Source organism: Halodurantibacterium flavum (assembly GCF_042681825.1).
GTDB lineage: Bacteria > Pseudomonadota > Alphaproteobacteria > Rhodobacterales > Rhodobacteraceae > Halodurantibacterium > Halodurantibacterium flavum.
This window is the reverse complement of sequence record NZ_JBHUGH010000001.1, coordinates 297,325-318,666: the sequence shown is the minus strand read 5'-3', so window position 1 is coordinate 318,666 and position 21,342 is coordinate 297,325. Positions and strand designations below refer to the sequence as shown.

At 62.7% G+C, this 21,342-nt stretch carries 14 protein-coding genes; 12 read left to right on the top strand and 2 right to left on the bottom strand.

All coding sequences use genetic code 11. The features are described 5' to 3' along the window. Window position 1 precedes the first annotated feature (1 nt). The 7 genes from ACFSGJ_RS01405 to ACFSGJ_RS01375 all read left to right on the top strand — a co-directional run bounded on the left by ACFSGJ_RS01405 (window position 2) and on the right by ACFSGJ_RS01375 (window position 11,516). On the top strand, window positions 2-1,438 hold the full coding sequence (locus ACFSGJ_RS01405) for an amidohydrolase family protein (protein WP_390258856.1): 1,437 nt from the start codon (window positions 2-4) through the stop codon (window positions 1,436-1,438). A 23-nt stretch (window positions 1,439-1,461) separates the two neighbouring features. After that, window positions 1,462-3,009 (top strand): acetolactate synthase large subunit, encoded by a 1,548-nt coding sequence (locus ACFSGJ_RS01400; RefSeq protein WP_390258854.1) that lies wholly within the window; start codon window positions 1,462-1,464, stop codon window positions 3,007-3,009. A 28-nt stretch (window positions 3,010-3,037) separates the two neighbouring features. After that, complete coding sequence (locus ACFSGJ_RS01395) at window positions 3,038-4,180, top strand: MFS transporter (RefSeq protein ID WP_390258852.1); 1,143 nt, start codon at window positions 3,038-3,040, stop codon at window positions 4,178-4,180. A gap of 163 nt (window positions 4,181-4,343) precedes the next feature. Beyond that, window positions 4,344-5,507 carry an ABC transporter substrate-binding protein gene (locus ACFSGJ_RS01390; protein WP_390258850.1) on the top strand — a complete coding sequence of 388 codons (1,164 nt, stop codon included), beginning with the start codon at window positions 4,344-4,346 and terminating at the stop codon, window positions 5,505-5,507. Window positions 5,508-5,574: 67 nt separating this feature from the next. Further along, window positions 5,575-7,209, top strand: a complete 1,635-nt coding sequence (locus ACFSGJ_RS01385; RefSeq protein ID WP_390258848.1) for an amidohydrolase — start codon at window positions 5,575-5,577, stop codon at window positions 7,207-7,209. Between the two features lie 474 nt (window positions 7,210-7,683). After that, entirely contained in the window at window positions 7,684-9,762 is a 2,079-nt protein-coding gene (locus ACFSGJ_RS01380) for a hydantoinase/oxoprolinase family protein (RefSeq protein ID WP_390258846.1), read from the top strand. Beyond that, complete coding sequence (locus tag ACFSGJ_RS01375; RefSeq protein WP_390258844.1) at window positions 9,759-11,516, top strand: hydantoinase B/oxoprolinase family protein; 1,758 nt, start codon at window positions 9,759-9,761, stop codon at window positions 11,514-11,516. The genes ACFSGJ_RS01380 and ACFSGJ_RS01375 overlap by 4 nt, the downstream gene beginning before the upstream one ends. A gap of 28 nt (window positions 11,517-11,544) precedes the next feature. Here the strand turns inward: ACFSGJ_RS01375 and ACFSGJ_RS01370 are convergent, their stop codons facing one another. Together ACFSGJ_RS01370 and ACFSGJ_RS01365 are read right to left on the bottom strand one after the other, a co-directional pair. After that, the gene (locus ACFSGJ_RS01370; RefSeq protein ID WP_390258843.1) at window positions 11,545-12,720 is read right to left on the bottom strand and encodes an ABC transporter substrate-binding protein; all 1,176 of its coding nucleotides are present in this window, start codon (window positions 12,718-12,720) and stop codon (window positions 11,545-11,547) included. Continuing rightward, the gene (locus tag ACFSGJ_RS01365; RefSeq protein ID WP_390258842.1) at window positions 12,720-13,703 is read right to left on the bottom strand and encodes a GntR family transcriptional regulator; all 984 of its coding nucleotides are present in this window, start codon (window positions 13,701-13,703) and stop codon (window positions 12,720-12,722) included. The genes ACFSGJ_RS01370 and ACFSGJ_RS01365 overlap by 1 nt, the downstream gene beginning before the upstream one ends. 638 nt (window positions 13,704-14,341) lie before the next feature. On the opposite strand from ACFSGJ_RS01365, the gene ACFSGJ_RS01360 reads away from it, so the two are divergent. The 5 genes from ACFSGJ_RS01360 to ACFSGJ_RS01340 all read left to right on the top strand — a co-directional run bounded on the left by ACFSGJ_RS01360 (window position 14,342) and on the right by ACFSGJ_RS01340 (window position 20,925). Next, complete coding sequence (locus ACFSGJ_RS01360; protein ID WP_390258840.1) at window positions 14,342-15,778, top strand: amidohydrolase family protein; 1,437 nt, start codon at window positions 14,342-14,344, stop codon at window positions 15,776-15,778. Between the two features lie 163 nt (window positions 15,779-15,941). Next, entirely contained in the window at window positions 15,942-17,423 is a 1,482-nt protein-coding gene (locus tag ACFSGJ_RS01355; RefSeq protein ID WP_390258838.1) for an ABC transporter substrate-binding protein, read from the top strand. 6 nt (window positions 17,424-17,429) lie between these two features. Then, the gene (locus tag ACFSGJ_RS01350) at window positions 17,430-18,371 is read left to right on the top strand and encodes an ABC transporter permease (RefSeq protein WP_390258837.1); all 942 of its coding nucleotides are present in this window, start codon (window positions 17,430-17,432) and stop codon (window positions 18,369-18,371) included. An 84-nt stretch (window positions 18,372-18,455) separates the two neighbouring features. Further along, a complete protein-coding gene (locus tag ACFSGJ_RS01345; protein ID WP_390258835.1) occupies window positions 18,456-19,250 on the top strand; it encodes an ABC transporter permease in 795 nt (264 codons plus the stop codon). A gap of 1 nt (window position 19,251) precedes the next feature. Further along, window positions 19,252-20,925 (top strand): dipeptide ABC transporter ATP-binding protein, encoded by a 1,674-nt coding sequence (locus ACFSGJ_RS01340; protein WP_390258833.1) that lies wholly within the window; start codon window positions 19,252-19,254, stop codon window positions 20,923-20,925. Window positions 20,926-21,342: the final 417 nt, after the last annotated feature.

Below are 21,342 nucleotides of genomic sequence, written 5' to 3'. Positions count from 1 at the left end.
AATGACCGCAGAAGACAAGGCCACGCTGATCCGCGATGTCGACTGGCTGCTGGCCTATGATTCCGACCTTGGCTCGCATAGCTATCGGCGCGGTGCGGATGTCGCCTTTCGGGGCGACCGCTTTGTCGATCCGACGACCCTCGCGCCCGAAGACATCGGGCAGGTGATCGACGGAAAGGGGCTGATGGTCAGCCCCGGTTTCATCGATATCCATGCCCATCCGGGCTATGAGACGATGCTCAAGGGGCTGACCGAGGAAGTGGGCAGCCGCAAGCTCTACATGAGCTCGCTTTACGAATACCTGTTCCTGTTTGACACCACCCACGAAGGTATGGTCGCCGCGACCGAGGTCGCGCTGAGCGAACTGATGCAGAGCGGCGTCACCACGATCTGTGATCTGTCCACCCCGCATGTCGGCTGGATCGACACCCTGGCGGCCAGCGGAATGCGGGCCTATGCCGCGCCCATGTTCCGCGAGGCCCGCTGGTTCACCGACAACGGCCATGAGGTCAAATACGACTGGGACGAGGCCGCGGGCGAACGGCGGATGATCGCGGCACTGGCCGAGGTCGATGCCGCGATCGCCCATCCTTGCGGGCGCCTCGGCGGCATGATCGTGCCGGCGCAGATCGACACCTGTTCGGCCCGGATGTTCAAGGACTCGCTGGTCGAAGCGCGCAGGCGCGGCATTCCCATCCAGACCCATGCCTCTCAGAGCGTCGTGGACTTTCAGGAGATCATGCGGCGTCACGGCCTGACCCCGATAGGCTGGCTGGAGGAGCTTGGCCTTCTTGGTCCCGACATGATCGTGGGCCACGGCATCTTCCTCGATCACCACGACTGGATTCGCTGGCCCGACCGGCGCGACCTGGCGCTGCTGGCTGAAACCGGTACCACAGTGGCCCATTGTCCGACTGTCTTTGCCCGGCGCGGCATCAGCCTGCAAAACATGGGCGACTATCTTCGCGCAGGCGTCAATATCGGCATCGGCACCGACACCTACCCCCATAACTTCATCGAGGAAATGCGCACCGGCATCTATACCGCCCGCGTCACCGCCCGCGATATCGAGGGCGCGACGGCACGGCAGATGATCGAGGCAGCGACGCTTGGCGGGGCAAAGGCACTGGGCCGCGACGACATCGGCCGCATCGCGCCGGGCGCCAAGGCCGATTTCTTTACCGTCGATCTGACCCACCCCTCGATGCGTCCGCTTTATGATCCGTTGCGCAGCCTGATCTTTTCGTCGGGGGAGCGCGCGATCCGCGACGTCTATGTCGATGGGCGTCAGGTCGTGCGTAACGGCGCGGCGCTTGCCTTCGACCCTGAGGATGCGACGGAGCGGCTTGAAGCGGCACAGCGCGCATCCATCGCCGAGGTCGCGCGCTACGACTGGGGAGGCCGCCCAGTCGAACAGCTGATGCCCCGCCTCTTCTGATCCTGCCCCCTGGAGAACCCGACATGAATGGTGCCGATCTTCTTTGCGACGCGCTTCTGGCAAACGAGGTGGAGGTCTGCTTTGCCAATCCCGGCACTTCGGAAATGCACTTCGTCGCAGCACTGGACCGAAAGCCGCAGCTGCGTTGTGTGCTGGGTCTGTTCGAAGGCGTGGTCACAGGCGCAGCCGACGGATATGCCCGGATGGCGGACAAACCGGCGGCGACCCTGCTGCATCTGGGGCCTGGCCTCGCGAACGGGCTTGCCAACCTGCATAACGCGCGGCGGGCGCGTACGCCGATCATCAACATCGTGGGGAACCACGCCACCTATCACCGCAGCTATGAGGCGCCGCTTGCCTCGGATGTCGAGGCGCTGGCGCGCCCCATGTCCAACTGGGTGCGCAGCACCGACGATGTGGCCCAACTTGCGCGCGACCTGAACGACGCATGGGTGGCAGCGGTGTCTGGTCCTGGTGTCGCCACACTGATCCTGCCTGCCGACACCGCCTGGAGCGAGGTCGCCGCCGAAACGCCCGTGGCCGCCCGCCGGCCTGCCCCGGCGCCCGCCGCCAAGCCTGTCATCGCGGAGATCGAGACCGCGTTGAAAGAAGGTCGGCAGGTCGCGCTGATGCTGGACGGAGTGGCGCTGCGCGAGGGCGCGTTGCGCGAGGCCGGACGCATTGCCGCCCATTGCGGCATCCGCCTCATGACCCCCACCTCGGTCGGAAGGATTCAGAGGGGCGCCGGCCGGGTCGCGGTAGAGCCTGTACCCTACCGGATCGAGGCTGCAATGACGGCGATGGAAACGGTCGACCTTCTGGTGCTGGTTGGCGCAATCGCGCCGGTCGCCTTCTTTGCCTATCCGGGTGCGCCCAGCGTGCCGACGCGGCCCGACACGCAGATCCTGGAATACGCCGGGCCCGAGGCGGATCTTGCCTCGGCGCTGGCGGATCTTGCCGCCGCCCTGGGCGCCGCGGGAACTGAACCTGTCGTGCAGCCGCCTGTCCGTGCCGAACGCCCCGCCGAAGGTCCCCTGAGCGGAGAGAGCGTCACCGCCGTCCTCGCCCGGGCGCTGCCTGAAGAGGCGATCGTGGTGGACGAGTCCATCACCACGGGCTGGCGCTTTCGCGAACAGTCCTGCGGCGCTCCACGCCACGACCTGCTGGATCTTACCGGCGGCGCTATCGGGATCGGCCTGCCGTTGGCGGCCGGGGCTGCGATTGCCTGCCCCGGTCGCAAGGTCATTTGTCTCCAGGCCGATGGCAGCGGCATGTATACCTGTCAGGCGCTCTGGACCCATGCGCGGGAACGGATGAATATTCTGACGGTCGTCTTTTCCAACCGCACCTACGCGACCCTGCACGGCGAGATGAAGCGCGTGGGCGTCGACGCCATCGGCGAAAACGCCCGGCGGATGCTCAACCTTGATGATCCGGCGATAGATTGGGTGGGGCTGGCGCAGGCGCAAGGCGTCGACGCCGCCCGGGCCACCACGGTAGCGGAACTGGAGGCTGCGGTGACGCAGGCAATGTCAACACAGGGCCCGTTCCTGATCGAAGCCATGATCTGAACCCCGCCCGGCAGCAGGTGGCATGCCAATGCAGGGACCCGCGCGACCCGCAAGCTACAGCCTGGCCTTTCTCAGTGGCGGCTCCAGCCAGCTCGCCGCTGGTTTCCTGGGGACGACGATCCCGCTTCTGATCGGCTTGGGCCCGGGCGGGAGCGATCTGCTTGGCCATGTTACTGCAAGCTATTCCGCCGGTTTCGCGCTGGGGTGCCTTACGGCACCTGCGCTGATCGGCCTTCTGGGCAGCCGGACCGCATTCGTGTTCTGCATGGTGGTCCAGGCGACATGCAGCCTTCTGCTCGCCCTGGTGCCGCAGGAAAGCTGGACGGTGCTGCGGGCGGCGATGGGATTCTGCGGCGCGGGATCGGTGGTCGTGTTCGAGAGCTGGATCAACACCACCGCCGCAAGCGGCTGGCGGACCCGCATATTCAGCCTGTTCAACTTCTGGGGCCGGCTCGCGATGATGGGCGGTCAGGCGCTCGCGGCCACGGGTTGGGCACAGTCGGCAGGGGCGACGGCCCTGCCAGCTGCTCTTTACCTCTCGGCCTGCGCCGCGCTGGTGATCCTCCTTGGCAAGGATATGCGGCCCGCCCCGCGGTCCGGCATCGCGATGTTGCGCGCGATGAAAGGCGTGCCGCTGATGTCTGCGGTCGCGATCACCTATGTCGGCGCAGTTGGCTCGACGCTCGTTTTCATGGCGCCGGGTTGGGGCATCATCGCGGGGCTGGCGCCCGCCACCGCGGCCCTGCTTGCCGTTACAGTCCAGTCGGGGTCGTTCCTTTTCCAGTGGCCGTTGGCCTGGCTCGCCGACAACCGGAGCCGTCAGGGCGTCATTCTGGCAGCGATGGCAGTCACCTTCATCGCGGCGACAATCCTGTTGCTGGGCGGCATCGCGTCGGTCGCAGCAATCTTTGCGCTCTGCGCGGTGATGGGCGGGTGCACCCTGCCCGTCTATGCCATCGCCCATTCGTCGGCGTTTGAACGCGCGGGCAGCGAGGCGCCGGTCGCCCTTTCGGGTGCGTTGCTGCTGTGCTGGGCCGCGGGAGGCTTTCTGGGGCCGATTCTTGCGGGCGTATGCATGGAAAGGTTCGGCCCCGGTGGGCTGTTCATGGGAATCGGCGCCGTGACCCTGACCTGTGCCGGCTTGATCCTTGTCCTGAATCGCGCCCGATGACCGTCTGAACTCGCCTTAAATAATATACCAAACGTTTAGGATGGCATATAAAGTGGATCGTATGAGATATGATCCTTGCGTAAAGAAGCGGCCGTGCCTTATCCTCCCACAACATGATCGCCCAGAGAGAGCGGTCAGTCACAACAGGGAAAAAGGAGCAATCATGAGCGAGCGTGAAGCAGAACTCATCCGCCGCCTGCGCGCCAGCGTTCAGGTACCCCCCACGGCACGGCGCGATTTCCTCAGGATATTCGGCGGCGCCGCCGCACTGGCAATGGCCGGTCCGCCGTGGATCTCGCGCGCCTTGGCGCAGGACCTCGGTTCGATGCCCGACTTTGAGACGATCCCCGACGCCTGGAAGGGATCGGGTGAGGTCGTCGTGGTCACCTGGGGCGGCATCGGCACCGAGATGCAGCGGGCCGCGTGGTTCGAGCCCTTCGAACGGCTTTGCGGCATTCGCGTTGTCGAGGCGATCGGGCCCGATCCGGCGAGGCTGAAGGCCATGGTCGACACCGGAACTGTGGAATGGGATATCTGCCAGATCGGGCGTGGCACAATGATCGAGCTGATGGCCCAGGGCGACTACCTGGAACCCATCGACTACAGCCTCGTCGAAGACGGCGTGACAGATGATTTCCGCTCCGAGCACGGCCTGGACATTGTGTCCTACGCCCAGATGATCGCCTATCGCACCGACGTCTTCCCCGAAGGGCCAACCGGCTGGGCGGATTTCTTCGACACCGAACGGTTCCCCGGTGCCCGCTCGCTGCCGATCGCAACCAAGGGCAATGTTCCCGAACTGGTGGGCGCGCTGCTTGCCGACGGGGTGCCGATGGATCAGGTCTACCCCATCGACATCGACCGCGCGATCGCCAAACTTGCCGAAATCAAGCCCGAGATCGTGAAATGGTGGGAGGCCGGCGCGCAGCACATGCAGATCCTGCTGGATGCCGAGGCACCGCTGGTGACCGCGTGGAACGGCCGGATCGAAGCTGCCAAGCAGGAAGGTCAGCCGGTCGAACTCGTCTGGAACGGTGGCACCGTGCTCAACAACGCCTGGCTGATCCCCAAGGGCGCCCCGAACCTGTCGAACGCGCAGAAGTTCGCGGCCTTCAGCAGTTCTGCTATCGCCCAGGCGCGTTATTCGGCGCTGCTGCCCTATGGCTTCACCAATGTCGATTCCGCCAACTACCTGCCGGAGGAGGTGCTGAGGATTCTGCCCACAGCACCGGAAAACTATCGGCAGATGGTGCCCTACCAGCATGAATGGTGGGCCCATAACCGTCCCGAGGTCATCGACAAGTTCAACAGGATGATGCTCCTGTGAGCATTCACCCGGATGGCCGGCGGATCTGTTCTGCCGGCCCATCATCCCTGCCCTGCCGGATGCGGACATGCTGCAGACAAAGCTGATCGATACCGTCGTCGTGAACGGCAGGCTCTATACGATGGAGGCGCCGGGCCGCACGATCGAGGCCCTGGCGATTGCTGGCGGGCGCATCGTCGCGACCGGCAGCACGAAAGAGATCTGCGCGCTGGCGGGCGCCGACGTTGCCATCATCGACTGCGAGGGCCGGACAGGCCTTCCGGGCCTGATCGACAGCCACTGCCACCCTGACATGACCGGCGCCCGCCTGGGCCGCTGGCATGATTTTTCCGACGGCGCCGTCACCACCCGCGAACAGGTCCTGCGCCTGATCCGTGAAAACCTGGCGGGCAAGCCGCAGGACTACTGGTTCGCCGGCTATCGCTTTGACGATATTCTTCACGGCGGCTATCCGACCCGCGCCGAGCTTGACGAGGCCGCAGCGGGGCGCCCGGTTCTGATCTACCGCCGCTGCGCCCAGATGGGAATGGCGAACACCGCCGCGCTCCACGCCGTGGGGTTCACGGCAGCGCAGGCTGACCCGCCCTTTGGGACGATCGAACGTTCCGCCACCGACGGCGAGCCGACGGGCCTCTTGCGCGCGCGGGCGGCGCATATCGTCATCGAACATATTCAGGCGGACTATACCAAGGAGGACTTTCGCGCCGGGCTTGGGCGGGTTCTGGACGAGTATCTGTCATTCGGGATCACTTCGATCCACAACAGCTTGACCCAGACCCAGGCCATCCGCGCCTATCAGGACATGCGTGATGCGGGTGAACTGCATCTGCGGGTGGGTTTTCTTGTCACCGGGCGAGATGAGGATCTTGTGCGGGCGACGCTGCGCGCCGGTTACCGCAGCGGCTTTGGTGACGAATGGCTAAAGCTGATCGGCGTCGAATGGGTGGGCGACGGCAGCACGTCGGGCAGGACCGCAGCCTATCATACACCCTATGTCGGAACACCGCTGAAGGACGAACCCCCGGGGTATTGCGGCACCCTTCTGCTTGACCCCGATCAGCATCGGGCCCGTGTACGCGAGGCGCTGGATCTTGGGATGATCGTCTGTACCGACGCCATGGGGGACCGGGCCATCGCCGAGGTCATCCGCATTTATGAGGATGTGCTTTCGGAAGGGGCCTGTACCGATCATCGTCTGCGGATCGAACACTGCTGCGCGGTGACGCCCGAGAACCTGGAGGGGCTGCGGCGGAACGGGATCATCTGCTCTTCTGCGGCGGGGTTCGCCTGGGATCTGGGGGATGCCCATCTTGCCAATCGCGGCGCCGGGGCGATGGCCGATTTCTGGCCTCACCGAGCGATGATCGACGCGGGTGTGATCGCGCCCGCGCATTCGGACGCGCCGGTCTGCACGGCCAATCCCTTCGCCGCAATGTCCGCGCTGGTGAACCGGCGGACGAGCAGTGGCGCGTCGCTGGACCGGCGACAGTCCATCGAGGTCTATGAGGCCGTCGAGGCCTATACGACATTGGGCGCCTATGCCGGGCGGGAAGAGCATCTGAAAGGACAGCTGCGGCCGGGCATGTTGGCTGATCTTTGCCTGCTTGACCGCGATCCTTTCGCAACCGACCCCGAAACCCTGCATGAGGTTCGGGTGGAAAAAGCCATCGTCGGGGGCGCGGTGAAGTTTTCGCGCGGATAGCGGGGCGAACGCGGCCGCGAGGTTCGCCACGGGGAACGGTGCCGCATCGAACTGGTTGGGACGTTGGCGGCTTGCGGGGCTCCATGTCTGCCATGAAGCCCCTGCGGCCATGGCCCCTACCGCCAGCTTGTCGAGCGACGATTGCATTGTTGTCGCGGCGCAATCTCTTGTGCGGGCAGCTCAAGATGCTGCTCAAGTGACATTATGGAACGCGGAAATTCCGAAGTGTGTTCTCGGGAGGCATTCGCACAGGATACAGAAGACACTTTTCCGAAACTACTTGCGAAGTGCCAGTTACCACTCCGCCTGACGCGTCTGCCCTTGTCTGTGTGGCCTTTACTTTGCCACCAGGGGCAGAAGAACGCCGTGTTTTTTCGCATCTCCGGGATGGGCGCAAATGACACGCACCAAATCTTGCCAATCCGGTGTGACTTATGAATTCATAAATCACATACGCAGGGGCGGAGTTTGCTCATGAAAATGATCGGCGTCGATGTCGGCGGCACGTTTACGGATCTGGTGTACAGCGACACAGAAAGTGGCGCGATCGCCATCCACAAGGTCTCGACGACACCCACCGACCCGTCGCAGGGCGTGATGCGCGGGATCGTCGAGTTGTGCGAGCGCAACGATATCGGTCTCGACCTGATCGACTATGTCTTTCATGGGACGACCACTGCCACCAATGCCGTCCTTGAAGGCAGGGGCGCCGTCTGCGGCATGATTACGAACGACGGATTCCGCGACATCCTTCACATCGGCCGCCATCAACGGCCAGCGCATTACTCGATCCGCCAGGACATCCCATGGCAGGCGCGCCCATTGATCCTGCGGCGCCATCGCAAGACGGTACCTGGCCGGCTTGTCCCGCCCTCTGGTGCCGAACTTGTGCCGCTCGACGAGGATGCCGTCCGACGCGCCGCGCGCGAACTGCGTGCCGAAGGCGTGGAGGCCGTTGCCATCTGTTTTCTCTTTTCGTTCATCAATCCGGATCATGAAAACCGGGCGCGTGACATCGTGCTTGAGGAGATGCCCGGTGCCTTTGTCACGACATCGTCCTTTGTCTCGCCGCAGTTCCGCGAGTTCGAGCGCTTTACGACGGCTGCCTTGGCGTGCTTTATCGGCCCGAAAGTCGACGGCTATATTGCGCGGCTGGACCGAGCACTGAATGAACTCGGCATGTCCGCCGAGCTGCGGGTGATGGCGTCGAACGGAGGCGTCGCGACACCGAAAATGGTCGTCGAACAGCCTGCCCTGACGCTGCAATCGGGGCTGGCGGCAGGTGTTCTTGGCGGCGCCTGGATCGGAGAACAGGATGGACGCAACCGCCTGATCACGTTCGACATCGGCGGCACGTCCGCAGATATCGGCATCGTCATTGATGGAAATGTGTCCGAGACCGACGCCCGCTCGACCTCGATCGCCGGGTTTCCGTTGCTGATGCCGATGCTGGACATCCACACCATCGGTGCCGGCGGAGGTTCGATTGCGTGGCAGGACCGCGGCGGCGCGTTCCGCGTAGGCCCGCACAGCGCGGGGGCAGAGCCGGGTCCCGCAGCCTATGGGCGTGGCGGCACCGAACCTACGGTGACAGACGCCAATGTCGTGTTGGGCCGACTTGCAGCGCAGGATTTCCTGGGCGGCGAAATGGAATTGGACGTCGAAGCGTCGCGGCGTGTGATCGCAGATCTGGCGACCCGACTGGGTCTGTCGGCCGAAGAGGCGGCCGAGGGTGTGCTGACCATCTTGAACGCGAATATGGCCAATGCGATCCGATCCCGGACAGTTCAGAAGGGCATTGATCCACGGGGCTTTGCACTGGTCGCGATGGGCGGCGCGGGGCCGCTGCACGGCGCCGAGGTGGCCCGGATGCTGTCGATACCGGAGGTTCTTGTCCCGCCGCATCCGGGCATCACCTCGGCAATGGGTTTGCTGACCACGGATTTGAAGTATGATCTGCGCCGCACTCAGTTTCAGGTGTCCGGCGCGATCGATCTGGATCGCATGAATTCCGACCTGGGCGAGATGATGCGGCAGCTGACGGACCAGTTCGCGCGGGACAATGTTGGCCCGGATCAGATCATATACGCACGAACGGCGGACCTGCGTTATCAGGGCCAGGGATACGAGCTCGGCATCGCGTTGCCAGAAGGGATCGTCACGGACGATGCCATACAGTCTGTGTGGCAGGCATTTCACTCGGCCCACAAGGCCGAATACGGGCATGACTTTCAGTCCAGCCCCATCGAGGTGGTAAATCTGCGTTGCACCGCATCGGCAAAGCTGCCCAAGCTGGAAGCGATGAAGGCGCCGCAAGGGGGCACGATTGAGGCTGCGCTGGTGCGCACTGTCGATGTCGTCTTCCGGGTTGGAGGAATACTGGCCAGTCATCAGACTTCAGTCTATCGCCGTGCGCATCTGCCGGTGGATCAGGTTGTTCCCGGGCCCGCCATTGTCACGCAGAAGGACAGCACAACCATCGTGCCCCCTGACGCCACATTCCGGGTCCTGCCCTCGGGCAGCCTGCTTATCACGATGGGAGAGCCGGCATGAACCAACGCATCGATCCCGTCACTGCCTCGGTCATCCAGGGCGCCTTGGATAACATCGCCATCGAGATGGGTCACAAGCTGATGCGCATGGCCTATTCTTCGATCATCCGCGAATCCGAGGATTTCGGGGCGGCATTGACCGATGAAACGGGTCGCCAGCTGTGCGAATGCGCCTTTTCGACGCCGCTGCAATCCGGGCCAATTCCCGGCTATATCCGGAACATCCTGGAGGTTCTGGAGTCCCGCGGCGAAACCCTGCAAGAGGGGGACGTCATCATGCACAACGACCCCTATGGCGGTGCCTCGCACGGGCCGGATGTCGCGTTCGTCGTACCAGTCTTCGTGCAGGACAGGTTGATGGGATTTTCCGCGACCACGGCGCACCATCTGGATATCGGGGCACAAACCCCCGGCAGTTGCGGCATTGTCGAGGCAGTGGACTGCTATGCCGAGGGTTTGCAGTTCAAAGCCGTCAAGGTGTATGACGCAGGTCGCCGGGTGGACCCCGTGTGGCACATCCTGAACGGCAATATCCGCGTTCCCCATCTGGTCGTTGGCGATATGGAGGCGCAGATCAAGGCGGCGCGGATCGGCGCCGAGCGTTATCGCGACCTTGTCACGCTGTATGGTGAAACGGCGTTTCGCGACGCCTGCAGCGATCTGATGGACTATTCGGAACGCTTGATGCGCGCGGCCATCGCGGCTCTGCCTGACGGGGACTACAGCGCCATCAGTCATATCGACGGATATCTGGACGATCCCGATCCTGCGCGCCGGCATCTGCCGATTGCTGCAACGGTCAAGATCCGGGGCGACAGCATGACCGTCGATCTGACGGGCACGGCACCCCAGGTTAGCGACCGCCCGATCAACATGCCCTTCGTCGGGACGACCGACTGCGCCGTCTGGTTGACGGTCCGGTCGATCCTTCTCGACAGCGTTGAATATGGAACCATCCCGCAGAACGCCGGCCTGATCCGCCCGATCACCATCGTCGCGCCAAAGGGTTGCCTGGCAAACCCAATCTTCCCGGCGCCCGTGATCGCGCGTTTTTGTCCGGGCAATCAGCTGGCGGACACCGTGATGAAGGCCCTGGCGCAAATCGTCCCCGAGAATGTTTCGGCGGGTGTCGGAAACCTTCGGATTGTTGCGCTGTCCGGGCTCGACCAGTCAGATCATTGGGTCCATATGGAGATCATGGAGGGCGCCTATGGCGGCCGTTTCGGCAAGGACGGCATGGATGCCGTGGACACGCTTTACGCCAACACGCGGAACAATCCAATCGAGGATATAGAAAGCCACATCCCGGTCCGTTGCGACCGCTACGAGCTGCTTGATGATCGCTGCGTGCCTGGTCGGTGGCGCGGCGGTGTGGGCGCGGTGCGCGAGTTCACCTTTCTGTCGGACGCCGGCTTCTCGATTGAGGGCGAGGGGCATTCAGTCAAGCCTTGGGGATTTGATGGCGGTGCCGAGGGGCGGCCTGCCAGGATGCTATTGCACCGCAGGGATGGCTCGATCTCCGATCTGCCATCGAAGGTCGCCTATTTCCAGGTCAAGGAAGGTGAGCGGCTGGTTTGCGAAGGGCCTTGTGGCGGCGGGTACGGCGATCCTTGGCAGCGCGAGCCGCAGGCCGTTCTTGCGGATGTCAGGGACGGTCTGCTGACCGTGGATATGGCGCAGCAGGATTACGGCGTCATCATTGCGGGGGGCGAACTTGACGAAGCGGCGACCGCAGCCGCGAGACGTCGGCAATAGATGGGCGAACCGCCACCACCGGGGCGGTTCACGCCTCCAGAAACTCTCGCCAGCGCCGTACGACGTGACTGTGTTCATCCATGAAGCAGTTCCAGATGCGCGCGCTGGACATCCGTTCGCGATACGAACCCCCTTCGCGGCGATGCCCTTCGGGGATGGTCGGGCTGCCATCAGGACCGGGTAGTGGACAAGGTGCCGGCTGCCCCTCGTACCAATAGGCCCATTCCTCATCGCTCAGGTAAGGGCGGGCCAGGTCCGGGAAAGCAAAATAAAAACCTTGCCGGGACAGACATGCACCAGCCCAGCCATTCTGCCACCAATTGAGATAGGCATAGGCGGCGTCAAGCGTCTCGCCTTCGGCGGCAGCAGAGATGCTCAGGTCACTCTGCCAGCCCCGGCAGCCCTCGACGGGACTGGAGATGGTCAGGTTGATTCCTGCGGCGCGCAACTCCGACACCGCAGGGGAGAACAGGCTTTGCACCTTGACCGACCCTCGACGCACCAGTCTTACCGCCTCTTCCTGACTGTTCCAGAAGCCGAGGAAATGCCCGATTTTCTTCTTGTGGGTAAGGCGATCGGCGATTTCGTCGATTTCGTCGATCGTCAGGTTCCCGATGTCGCCGAAACGTTGGCCGGACTGTGCCTCGGTGGCGAGGGCTGCCTCGATCATCCCGAGTACCGGGTCTGCGATCAAGGCAACATGTCCTGCCCAACGCGGATCCAGAAGCCATCCCCAGCTTTCGGCTTCGTTCGGACGAAGCGAGGTTTCCAACGAAGGCCGCCAGGCGAACCCGTCCACCCCGTGCAGCGTGGGAAGGACCGCAACCTGGTCGGTGGGTATTCGGCCCAGGTTGCCGTGCTTCTGGACGAACAGCCGGTCATAGATGGAATGCAGGGCGTGGTCTCCGCTGTTCCCGGCGCCTGCCGAGGCGCGGATCCGGGCACCCGTGTCGATCCGTCCCAGGTCGATGGCCTGGATGCAGCGCGCGGTCCAGATCAGGTCAGAGGTATGCCACTGATGATAGACATCAAAGCTTTCAGGCTGCTTGATCACCTGCTGGAGACCCTGGGTCGTATCCAGAATCATGAAATCGATCGGAAAGCCGAGATCTTTCTGAGCCTGCTCCCGTATCAGGCTGCCCGTGAACTCACCGCGCGAGATGACGCGAAGTCTTGGTCGTGCCTTGGAAGCGGGCTGTGCCATCAAAGCACCCGTGTCAAGTAAGGCGGGACGTCATCATCCTCGACCGAAAAGATCGATAGCACCTTCAGTCGGTCGCGCGTGCGCAGGTGATCGGCGTCAAGATGAAATGTCAGGGCGGCAGCCGCGCCGTCGGCGTCACCTGCGATCAGATGATCCAGTACCAGCCGATGCTCGGTCAGGGCGGTGCTTTCCTGATGTCGCGCGACGTGGCGGGTAAACTGCTGGTTGACGACCATTGATATTCGCAGCCTTTCCAGCGTGCTTTTTATCTGATTGCTTGGTTGTGGTGAGACGCAGTCGAAATGCAGGTCGTTTTCGATAATGTCCATCTGCTCGGGCGACGGCGTACCGCGGGACGCCAGCGCAGCATCGACCCGGTCGCGCATGGCCAGAAGTTTGTCGTTGTTCAGGCGGTGCGCCGCGCGCTTGAGGGCCAGCGGCTCGACCAGCCGCCGTATATCGTGCATTTCGTTCAGCATCTGGGCAGAGAGCGGGCCGGCGGTCCAATGCGACGAGCGGTTCTTTCCGATCAGGCCCCTCTCGTGCAGCCGCGCCAGGACCTCACGTATCACCGTGCGACTTACTGCAAATCGCGTGCAGAGTTCAGACTCGGAAATCCTCCAGCTTCCGAAGGGAATGCATCGGGTCACTTCGGTAGCAAGCGTTTGCGTGATGCGCTCCCATCCGGGTTTGACCAGCAGGGTTGATCCGCTTTGAGGCAGGGCCAGTTGCAGCAGGTGAAGGTTCATGCGCTCGCCACTTTCCTGTTGCGTGCCCACTACCCAACCTTGGCCATCCGTCCGCCGAACCAGTCCCGACTGCTCAAGTATTTCAAGTGCCCGTTTGACCGGGGATCGGCTGACTCCGAGACGGTCCGCCAGAGCCGCTACGTAAAGGCGTGTGCCGTCAGGCAGAACCCTGTTGCGGATGTTGCGCTCCAGCGTCTTCCGAACAACTTCATAATAAGCCTCTGAACCGCTCACGGCTTCATCTTCTCCTTTGTTCCCTGTGTAGCAGAGCGCCGCCAACTTGGGCAATGACCCGCGACCCGCCGCTTGCACGCGGACCCGCCGCGTCGTTTCGCTTGAGTCATGTGCACAGGGTGCAGAAACCGGGCAAGAGGGACCAACGCGCTCGCCTTCGCAGGCAAACTGCTCCGGTTGGAGCGACGACCGTTGCGCGTGGCGCAAAATGTCAAAAAAATCCAAGGACAAACTCGCGGCGACCGCACCGGCATCCCAACGGGCCTGCCGGAGTCGCCGGCATGGAGTGGGAGCTTGCCGCTGCGCCGCGCGGCTGGGCCGGCAGCGCTCCGTAAACCTGGCTCTTGGCCTGTCGATTGCAGTGAGAGAAAAGATGTGCCGCGGAGGCGCGACCCACCGCCAGTGCCTTTCGCGCCACTCGATCACCCCCGGATTCTGGATACTAAGTCAATTCGGACCAGTCCAGTTTTCGCACGGCTCTTTCTGCAATGCTTCTTGTCGCGCCCGAATTTGCATTGAAATGCCTAGCGCAATGGCAATCGACTCGAAATTTCGCCGCAGGTGCAGAAAACATTGGACGCATCGAGTTCCGCCGATAGGCTGAATTATGAATTCAGAATCATGAACTCGGGGGCGGCATGAGCAGGAAAGTGATCCAGGCTGGTCACATCATTGCCTTTCAGGATGGTGGCCATCGTCATTTGAAGAACGGCTACATTCTGGTAGAGGGCGATCGGATCGCAGAGGTGCGAGGCGGCGATTTCGCTGGTGATGCGGATGAGGTGATCGATGCCCGCGACAAGATTGTCACCCCCGGGCTCATCAACACGCACGCCCATCTAACAGAGTCTCCGCTGGATCGTTCGTTTGTCGAGGACCGCGGCCCGCGTAACTTCTATTTGTCCGGCCTGTTCGAGTTTCTCACAGCGCGTGACGGCGCAATCACCGACGCCGCCCGCCGGGCCTGTGTCGCCACGTCGATGCCCGAATTGATCCGCACCGGCACCACGACTATCGTAGAGATGGGCGGCCACGGCAGCTTTGTCGCCGAGCAGGTCGAGAAGGTGGGACTGCGGGCCTATATCGGCGAAGGCTATCGCTCCGGCCGGTGGTTCACGAGGGACGGACGAAGCGTCCAGTATGAATGGTCGGAAGACGACGGCGCCGCGCGGATGAAGCACGCTGTCGATTTCGTCAGGAAGTATGACGGCAAGGCGAATGGCCGGATCAAGGGCTTTCTGACTCCGGTCCAAGTCGACACCTGCTCCGAGGCCCTGTTGAAGAAATCACGGCAGGCGGCGACAGAACTGGGTTGTCCCATTGCACTCCACACGTCGCAATCCGTGCCTGAATTCCAGGAGATGGTGCGTCGCAATGGCTGCTCGCCCGTGGAGTGGCTTGAGAAGATCGGCTTTCTCGGGCCGGACGTTCTGCTGGGTCATGTCATCATGCCCGGCGGGTCAAGCTGGGTGAACTATCATGCCGATGACCTGGACATCCTGTCACGGACCGGGACGAACGTCGCCCATGCCGTATGGGTGTTCGCCCGTCGTGGGATCGCGATGGAAAGCTATTCTCGCTATCTTGCGAAAGGCATCACGATGACCTTGGGCACCGACACCTGCCCCCAGAGCATGATCGAGGGCATGCGGTGGACCGCGGTTATCTCCAAGATCATGGACCGCCGCACTGAGGTTGCGACCGCAGCAGACGTTTTCAATTCGGCGACATTGGCCGGCGCCAAGGCGTTGGGACGCGATGACCTGGGGCGGATTGCGTCAGGCGCCAAGGCAGACTTGTTGTTCTGGGAGGGAGCCAGCCTCTTCATGACGCCGATGCGCGACCCGATACGTAATATCGTCTATTCAGCACAGGCCGAGGATCTGAATTCCTCGATGGTCGACGGCCGCTTCATCATGCGTGATCGACAGTTGCCCGATTGCGATACGGCGGCGCTGCTGGCCGACTTGCAGGCCGGCGCTGAAACCATGTGGGCCAACATGCACCGCGAGGACTGGGGCCACCGCGATATCAACACGCTATCGCCCGAAAGCTATCCAGAGTTCCGGGCCTGACGCGACGGTTTCGCCGTGTTTCGCTGCGGCGGCTCAAAAGTAGATCAACAACGGGGAACATACGATGGACTTGATAAGACAGGGTGGGTTCGGCCTGCTTTCCATTTTTGCCGCCAGCAGCCTGATCGCACCGTCCGCGCTGGCTGACGAGCTTCGGATCGTCATGGAGCAGCGGCTTGGCAACCTTGACCCGATCATGAGCGCGGCGCATCAGACGCGCGATCACGGCTACTTGGTCTATGACACGCTTTACGCGCTGGACAGCGAGCAACAGATCCAGCCGCAGATGGTGGAGAGCCACGAGGTATCAGAGGATGGCACCACATACACCTTCACACTGCGGGACGGCCTGACATGGCACGATGGCACGCCGGTCACCTCGGCTGACGTCATTGCCTCCATCAACCGTTGGGGACAGCGGGACCGAATGGGGCTGGCACTGCGCGGGATTACCGAGACGATCGAGCCGGTGGACGAGCAAACCTTTGTCGTGACGCTGAGCGTTCCGACCAGCGTCATCCTGGATGCCTTCGCCAAACCGTCCGGCGTGCCGTTGTTCATCATGCCGGAGCGCGTCGCGCAGACGCCGTTTTCGGAGCAAATCACGGAATATGTAGGCTCGGGCCCGTTTGTTTTCGCCGCCGACCAGTATGAGCCCGGCGTCCGCGCTGTCTATACCCGCTTTGAAGATTACGTTCCGAGAGAGGAACCGGCCAGCCAGCTCGCGGGTGGCAAGGTGGCCAAGGTCGACCGTATCGAACGGATCGAGATGGCGGATGCCCTGACCGCGTTGAATGCGCTGAACAGCGGCGAGGTGGACTATGTCCAGACCGTCCTGCCCGACCTGATGCCGCTGCTGTCGCCGGACGTGACCACGCAGAACATCGACGAGTTCGGGTATCAGATCGGCTACCGGTTCAACCACCTGCAGGCTCCGTTCGACAACCGTCTGGTCCGTCAGGCGGCAATCTGGGCCATCGGGCAGCAAGAGCCGTTGCAGGCACAGTTCGGTTCCGATGAGCATTATGCCCTGTGTGGGGCGATCTTCGGCTGTGGCTTGCCCTATGAAAGCGACGCGATGGTCGAGATGGCGCTGGAAGCCGACCCGGACCGCGCGCGAGACCTCCTGGAAGAAGCCGGGTATCAGGGCGAACCGATTGTCTTGCTTCATGTCACGGATTCGCCGGCCATGTCCTCGATCGCGCCCGTGTTGGCGCAGCAGCTTCGAGAAGCGGGCTTCTCGGTTGAACTGCGGGCGATGGATTTCATGACCATGCTGTCACAGCGCGCCAATCAAGGTCCGGTGGCGGACGGAGGCTGGAGCATCTTCATCACCAGCTGGCACAACACCGAGATCCAGGATCCTCTTCGCAACTACATGATTGTGGCGGCAGGTGCCGGCGAAGAAGGCTATGCGGGTTGGGCGGACGTCCCGGAGATCGTCGATCAGACGCAAGCCTTCCTGCGTGCGCCGACCCAGGAGGATCGCGAGCGTATCGCCGCCGAGATCCAAAGCATCGTTTATGAAGAAGCGATCTACGCGCCGCTCGGGACACAAGCGCGTCTGACCGCCCTTGCTCCGGGAGTCGAAGGGGTCTTGAACGCGCCTGCGAACGTCTTCTGGAACATCTCGAAGGGCGAGTAGTCGCGGATGCTGACCTATATCGCCCGCCGCTTGATCATGACTGTCCCCATTCTGGGCATAGTCGCGGTTTTCGCCTTTCTGCTGATGCGGCTCGCCCCTGGTGATCCGGCAGTGATCATGGCGGGCGATACGGCGTCGCCGGAGCAGATCGCCGAGATCCGTCGGGGCCTGGGACTTGATCAGCCATTGCTGGCCCAGTTCTTCCGCTGGCTGACGCTGCTGCTACAGGGCGATCTTGGCGTGTCGCTGCATTCCCATAAGCCTGTGGCGGAAATGGTGGCGGGACGGATTGGCCCCACCTTGTCGCTGGCGACCACGACCATGATCTTCACCATTATGGTTGCCATCCCTATGGGCACCTATGCGGCCTGGGCGCGCGGCCGGGCATCTGATCGCCTCGTGATGGCACTGGCCGTGCTTGGCTTCTCTACCCCGGTTTTCGTCACGGGATATGTGCTCATCTATATATTCTCGCTGAAGGCGGGATGGTTCCCCGTCCAGGGCTATGCGTCGTTGGCCTCGGACCCGCTGCGCTTTGTTCAGACGATCACCTTGCCGACACTGGCCTTGTCCACGGTTTATATCGCCCTCGTTGCGCGGATCGCCCGGTCCAGCATTCTGGAAGTTCTGGGCGAGGATTATATCCGCACAGCCAGGGCGAAGGGCGTTCCCGAAAGACGGGTGTTCCTGCGCCATGCCCTGCGCAACGCATCGGTACCGATCGTCACCGTTATCGGCTCGGGCGCGGCCTTTCTGATCGGCGGCGTGGTCGTGACGGAAAGCGTGTTCAACATCCCCGGGCTTGGACGGTTGGTCGTCGAGGCCGTCCTCGCGCGGGACTACCCGCTGATACAGGCGCTGCTTCTGCTGTTGTCGGCGATCTACATCTTCATCAACCTTGCGGTCGACGTGCTGTATACCGTCTTCGACCCGCGCATCCGCTATTAGGGCCGGATCATGTTCCTTGTCGAGAATGCAAAGCCCAAGCCAGGAAAGAGCCGCTTCGGTCTGCCTATGAGGGATAATTGGCCGTTGCTGACTGCGATCTTCTTTGTGACCGCGATCATCCTCATGGGGCTGCTGGGGCCGTTGATCAGCACGGCTGATCCCATCCGGATCGACGCCGCCAACCGCCTGAAGCCGCCCTCGCTGGCGCATCCCTTCGGCACGGATATCATGGGACGGGACGTGCTTGCGCGGGTCATGTACGGCACGCGCACATCCCTGACGGTGGGGGTCATTGCCGCGGCGGCGGCGCTTGTGCTCGGGCTGGTGATCGGTCTGGTCGCCGGCTACTTCCGTTGGCTGGACGCGATCGTCATGCGGATCATGGACGCCATCATGGCAATACCGACGATCGTGCTGGCGGTCGCCCTGGTCGCCATTGCGGGGGCAAACCTTTTCACCGTTCTGGTCGCCATCGTCGTTCCGGAATTTCCCCGTGTGGTGCGGCTTGTCCGCGGCGTTATCCTGGGATTGCGGAGCGAGCCATTTGTAGAGGCGGCCGTGTCCCTCGCCACGCCGAACTGGCGCATCCTGTTGCGTCACATGCTTCCCAATACGCTGGCTCCGCTCATCGTGCAGGGAAGCTTTATCCTGGCATCGGCCATTCTGACCGAAGCGGTTCTCAGCTTTCTGGGTGTTGGGCTTCCCCCCGAGATACCGTCCTGGGGCAATGTCATCGCGGAGGGGCGCAGCTATTTTCAGCTGTTTCCGGGATTGGTGTTCTTCCCGGGTTTGTTCCTGGCCGCGACCGTGCTTGCGATCAACCTGATCGGCGACGCCTTGCGGGACGCGCTGGACCCGAAACTTGCAAGAAGGGGTTAAGATGGAAAAGGCAACCGGCCAACCCCCCGTTGACGAACGGCAAGAAATCCTGCGCATCGAGGGATTGCAGATAGGCACAAGGGGCGGCGCGGGTTTGATCGTCGACGGCGTCGGCTTCACGATCCGCGAAGGCGAGACGCTGTGCGTCGTCGGTGAATCTGGTTCCGGAAAATCCCTGACTTCGCTCGCGGTGATGGGACTGCTGGACCCGGCCCTGGAGGTTCGGGCAGGACGAATATCAATCGACGGCGTCGATGTCCTGAACGCTCCACGCGAGGCTTTGCGCCGCATGCGGGCGACACGCATGGCGATGGTATTTCAGGAGCCCATGACAGCCCTCAATCCGGTGGAGACAGTCGGTGCGCAGGTCGAAGAGGTTCTGCGGGTCCATGAGGAAGGTGGCCGTGGTGGCGGGGCCGCCGCGCGCCGCAAAAGCGTCATCGAGATGTTCGAGGCGGTACATCTCCCCGATCCTCGGCGGATCTATCGCTCTTATCCGCATGAACTGTCGGGCGGACAGCGCCAGCGGATCGTTATTTCCATGGCGCTTATACTGCGGCCCAAGCTCTTGATCGCGGATGAGCCGACAACGGCGCTGGACGTCACCACACAGCGCCAGATCCTGTCGCTGATCGACGAATTGCGTCAGCGGTTCGGCACCGCAGTTCTGTTCATCACCCACGATTTCGGCGTCGTACATGACATTGCCGACCGGATCGTTGTCATGAATCGCGGCAAAATCGTCGAGACGGGTAGCCGCGATGCCGTGCTTGCCCGCCCACGCGAGAACTATACCCGGATGCTGGTATCTTCGGTGCCCAGCCTGACGCCGATCGCACGATCTGCTGTGCCGGACGATCCTGTCATGTCGGTGTCGTCGCTTGAGAAGAAATATGTCTGGGGCGGATTGTTCCTGCGACGGCGCGAAGTGGCTGCCCTCAGGCCGACCGACCTGTCGCTGCATCGTGGAGAGATCCTGGGGATCGTTGGCGAATCCGGTTCGGGCAAGACGACGCTTGCGCGGTGTCTGACGCGCCTGATCCATCCGACGGGCGGCTGCATCATGCTGGACGGGATCGATATCTCGAACCTTCGCGCAGCCGAGCTGCGCCCCCATCGGCGCAAGCTTCAGGTGGTGTTTCAGGATCCGTTCAGGTCGCTTAACGCGCGCCTCCGGATCGGCGAGATCATTGCCGAAGGTCTGCTGAATTTCGGATACCCGCGCGCTGATGCCCTGCGCCGTGCAGGAGACCTGCTGGAGCGGGTCGGGCTGACCCGGGACATGCTGGACAGATTTCCGCACCAATTTTCCGGAGGGCAGCGACAGCGCATCTCGATCGCGAGAGCGCTTGCCCTGGAACCGGATGTACTGGTCGCCGATGAGTCCGTCTCAGCCCTCGACGTGTCGGTCCAGAAGCAGGTGCTGGATTTGCTGCGCGGTATCGCTGATGATTCCGGCGTGGCGATCTTGTTCATCACCCATGACCTGCGTGTGGCCGCACAGATCTGCGACCGCATCCTCGTCATGCGGCACGGTCAAGTTGTCGAAGCAGGTACGGCGGCCGATGTGCTTGGTGCGCCCGCCCATCCTTACACGCGAGAACTGATCGCGGCAGCGCCCGGCCGTGGCTGGAACTTTGCGGCATTCGAGGCCATCGATCAGGTATCGGCGTGACACAGGCGCAATCTCAGAGGTGTTCCTGACAAAATGGCCCAAGGCTCGGCCGACCTCCGTGCACCATCTTACGCGAATTGCGGCGCATTCGTTTCCATGACAGCGAGGTTCCGAAGCTCCGCGGCTACGAGGGCGTGATCCGGAACTGCGCAACCAGGGCGAGTGCCGTCCGAGGTCTGGCCGGACACCGGAACAGACCGCCGGCCGCACAGGAGCCTACCTGTTTGTTGTCACGTCTGTTCGCATGAAGGTCGCCGAACGGACAGGGAAGAGAGAATCTCTCCCGGCAACTGAAGTCGCATTTCATCTGGCGTATCCACTGCCCTGTCAAAAGGACGTTACAAACCCCGGGCAGGTTGCCCCGGTCGATCGGCGCGAGGCGACTCGCGCCGGAACGGTGACTGAACGATCAGGCGG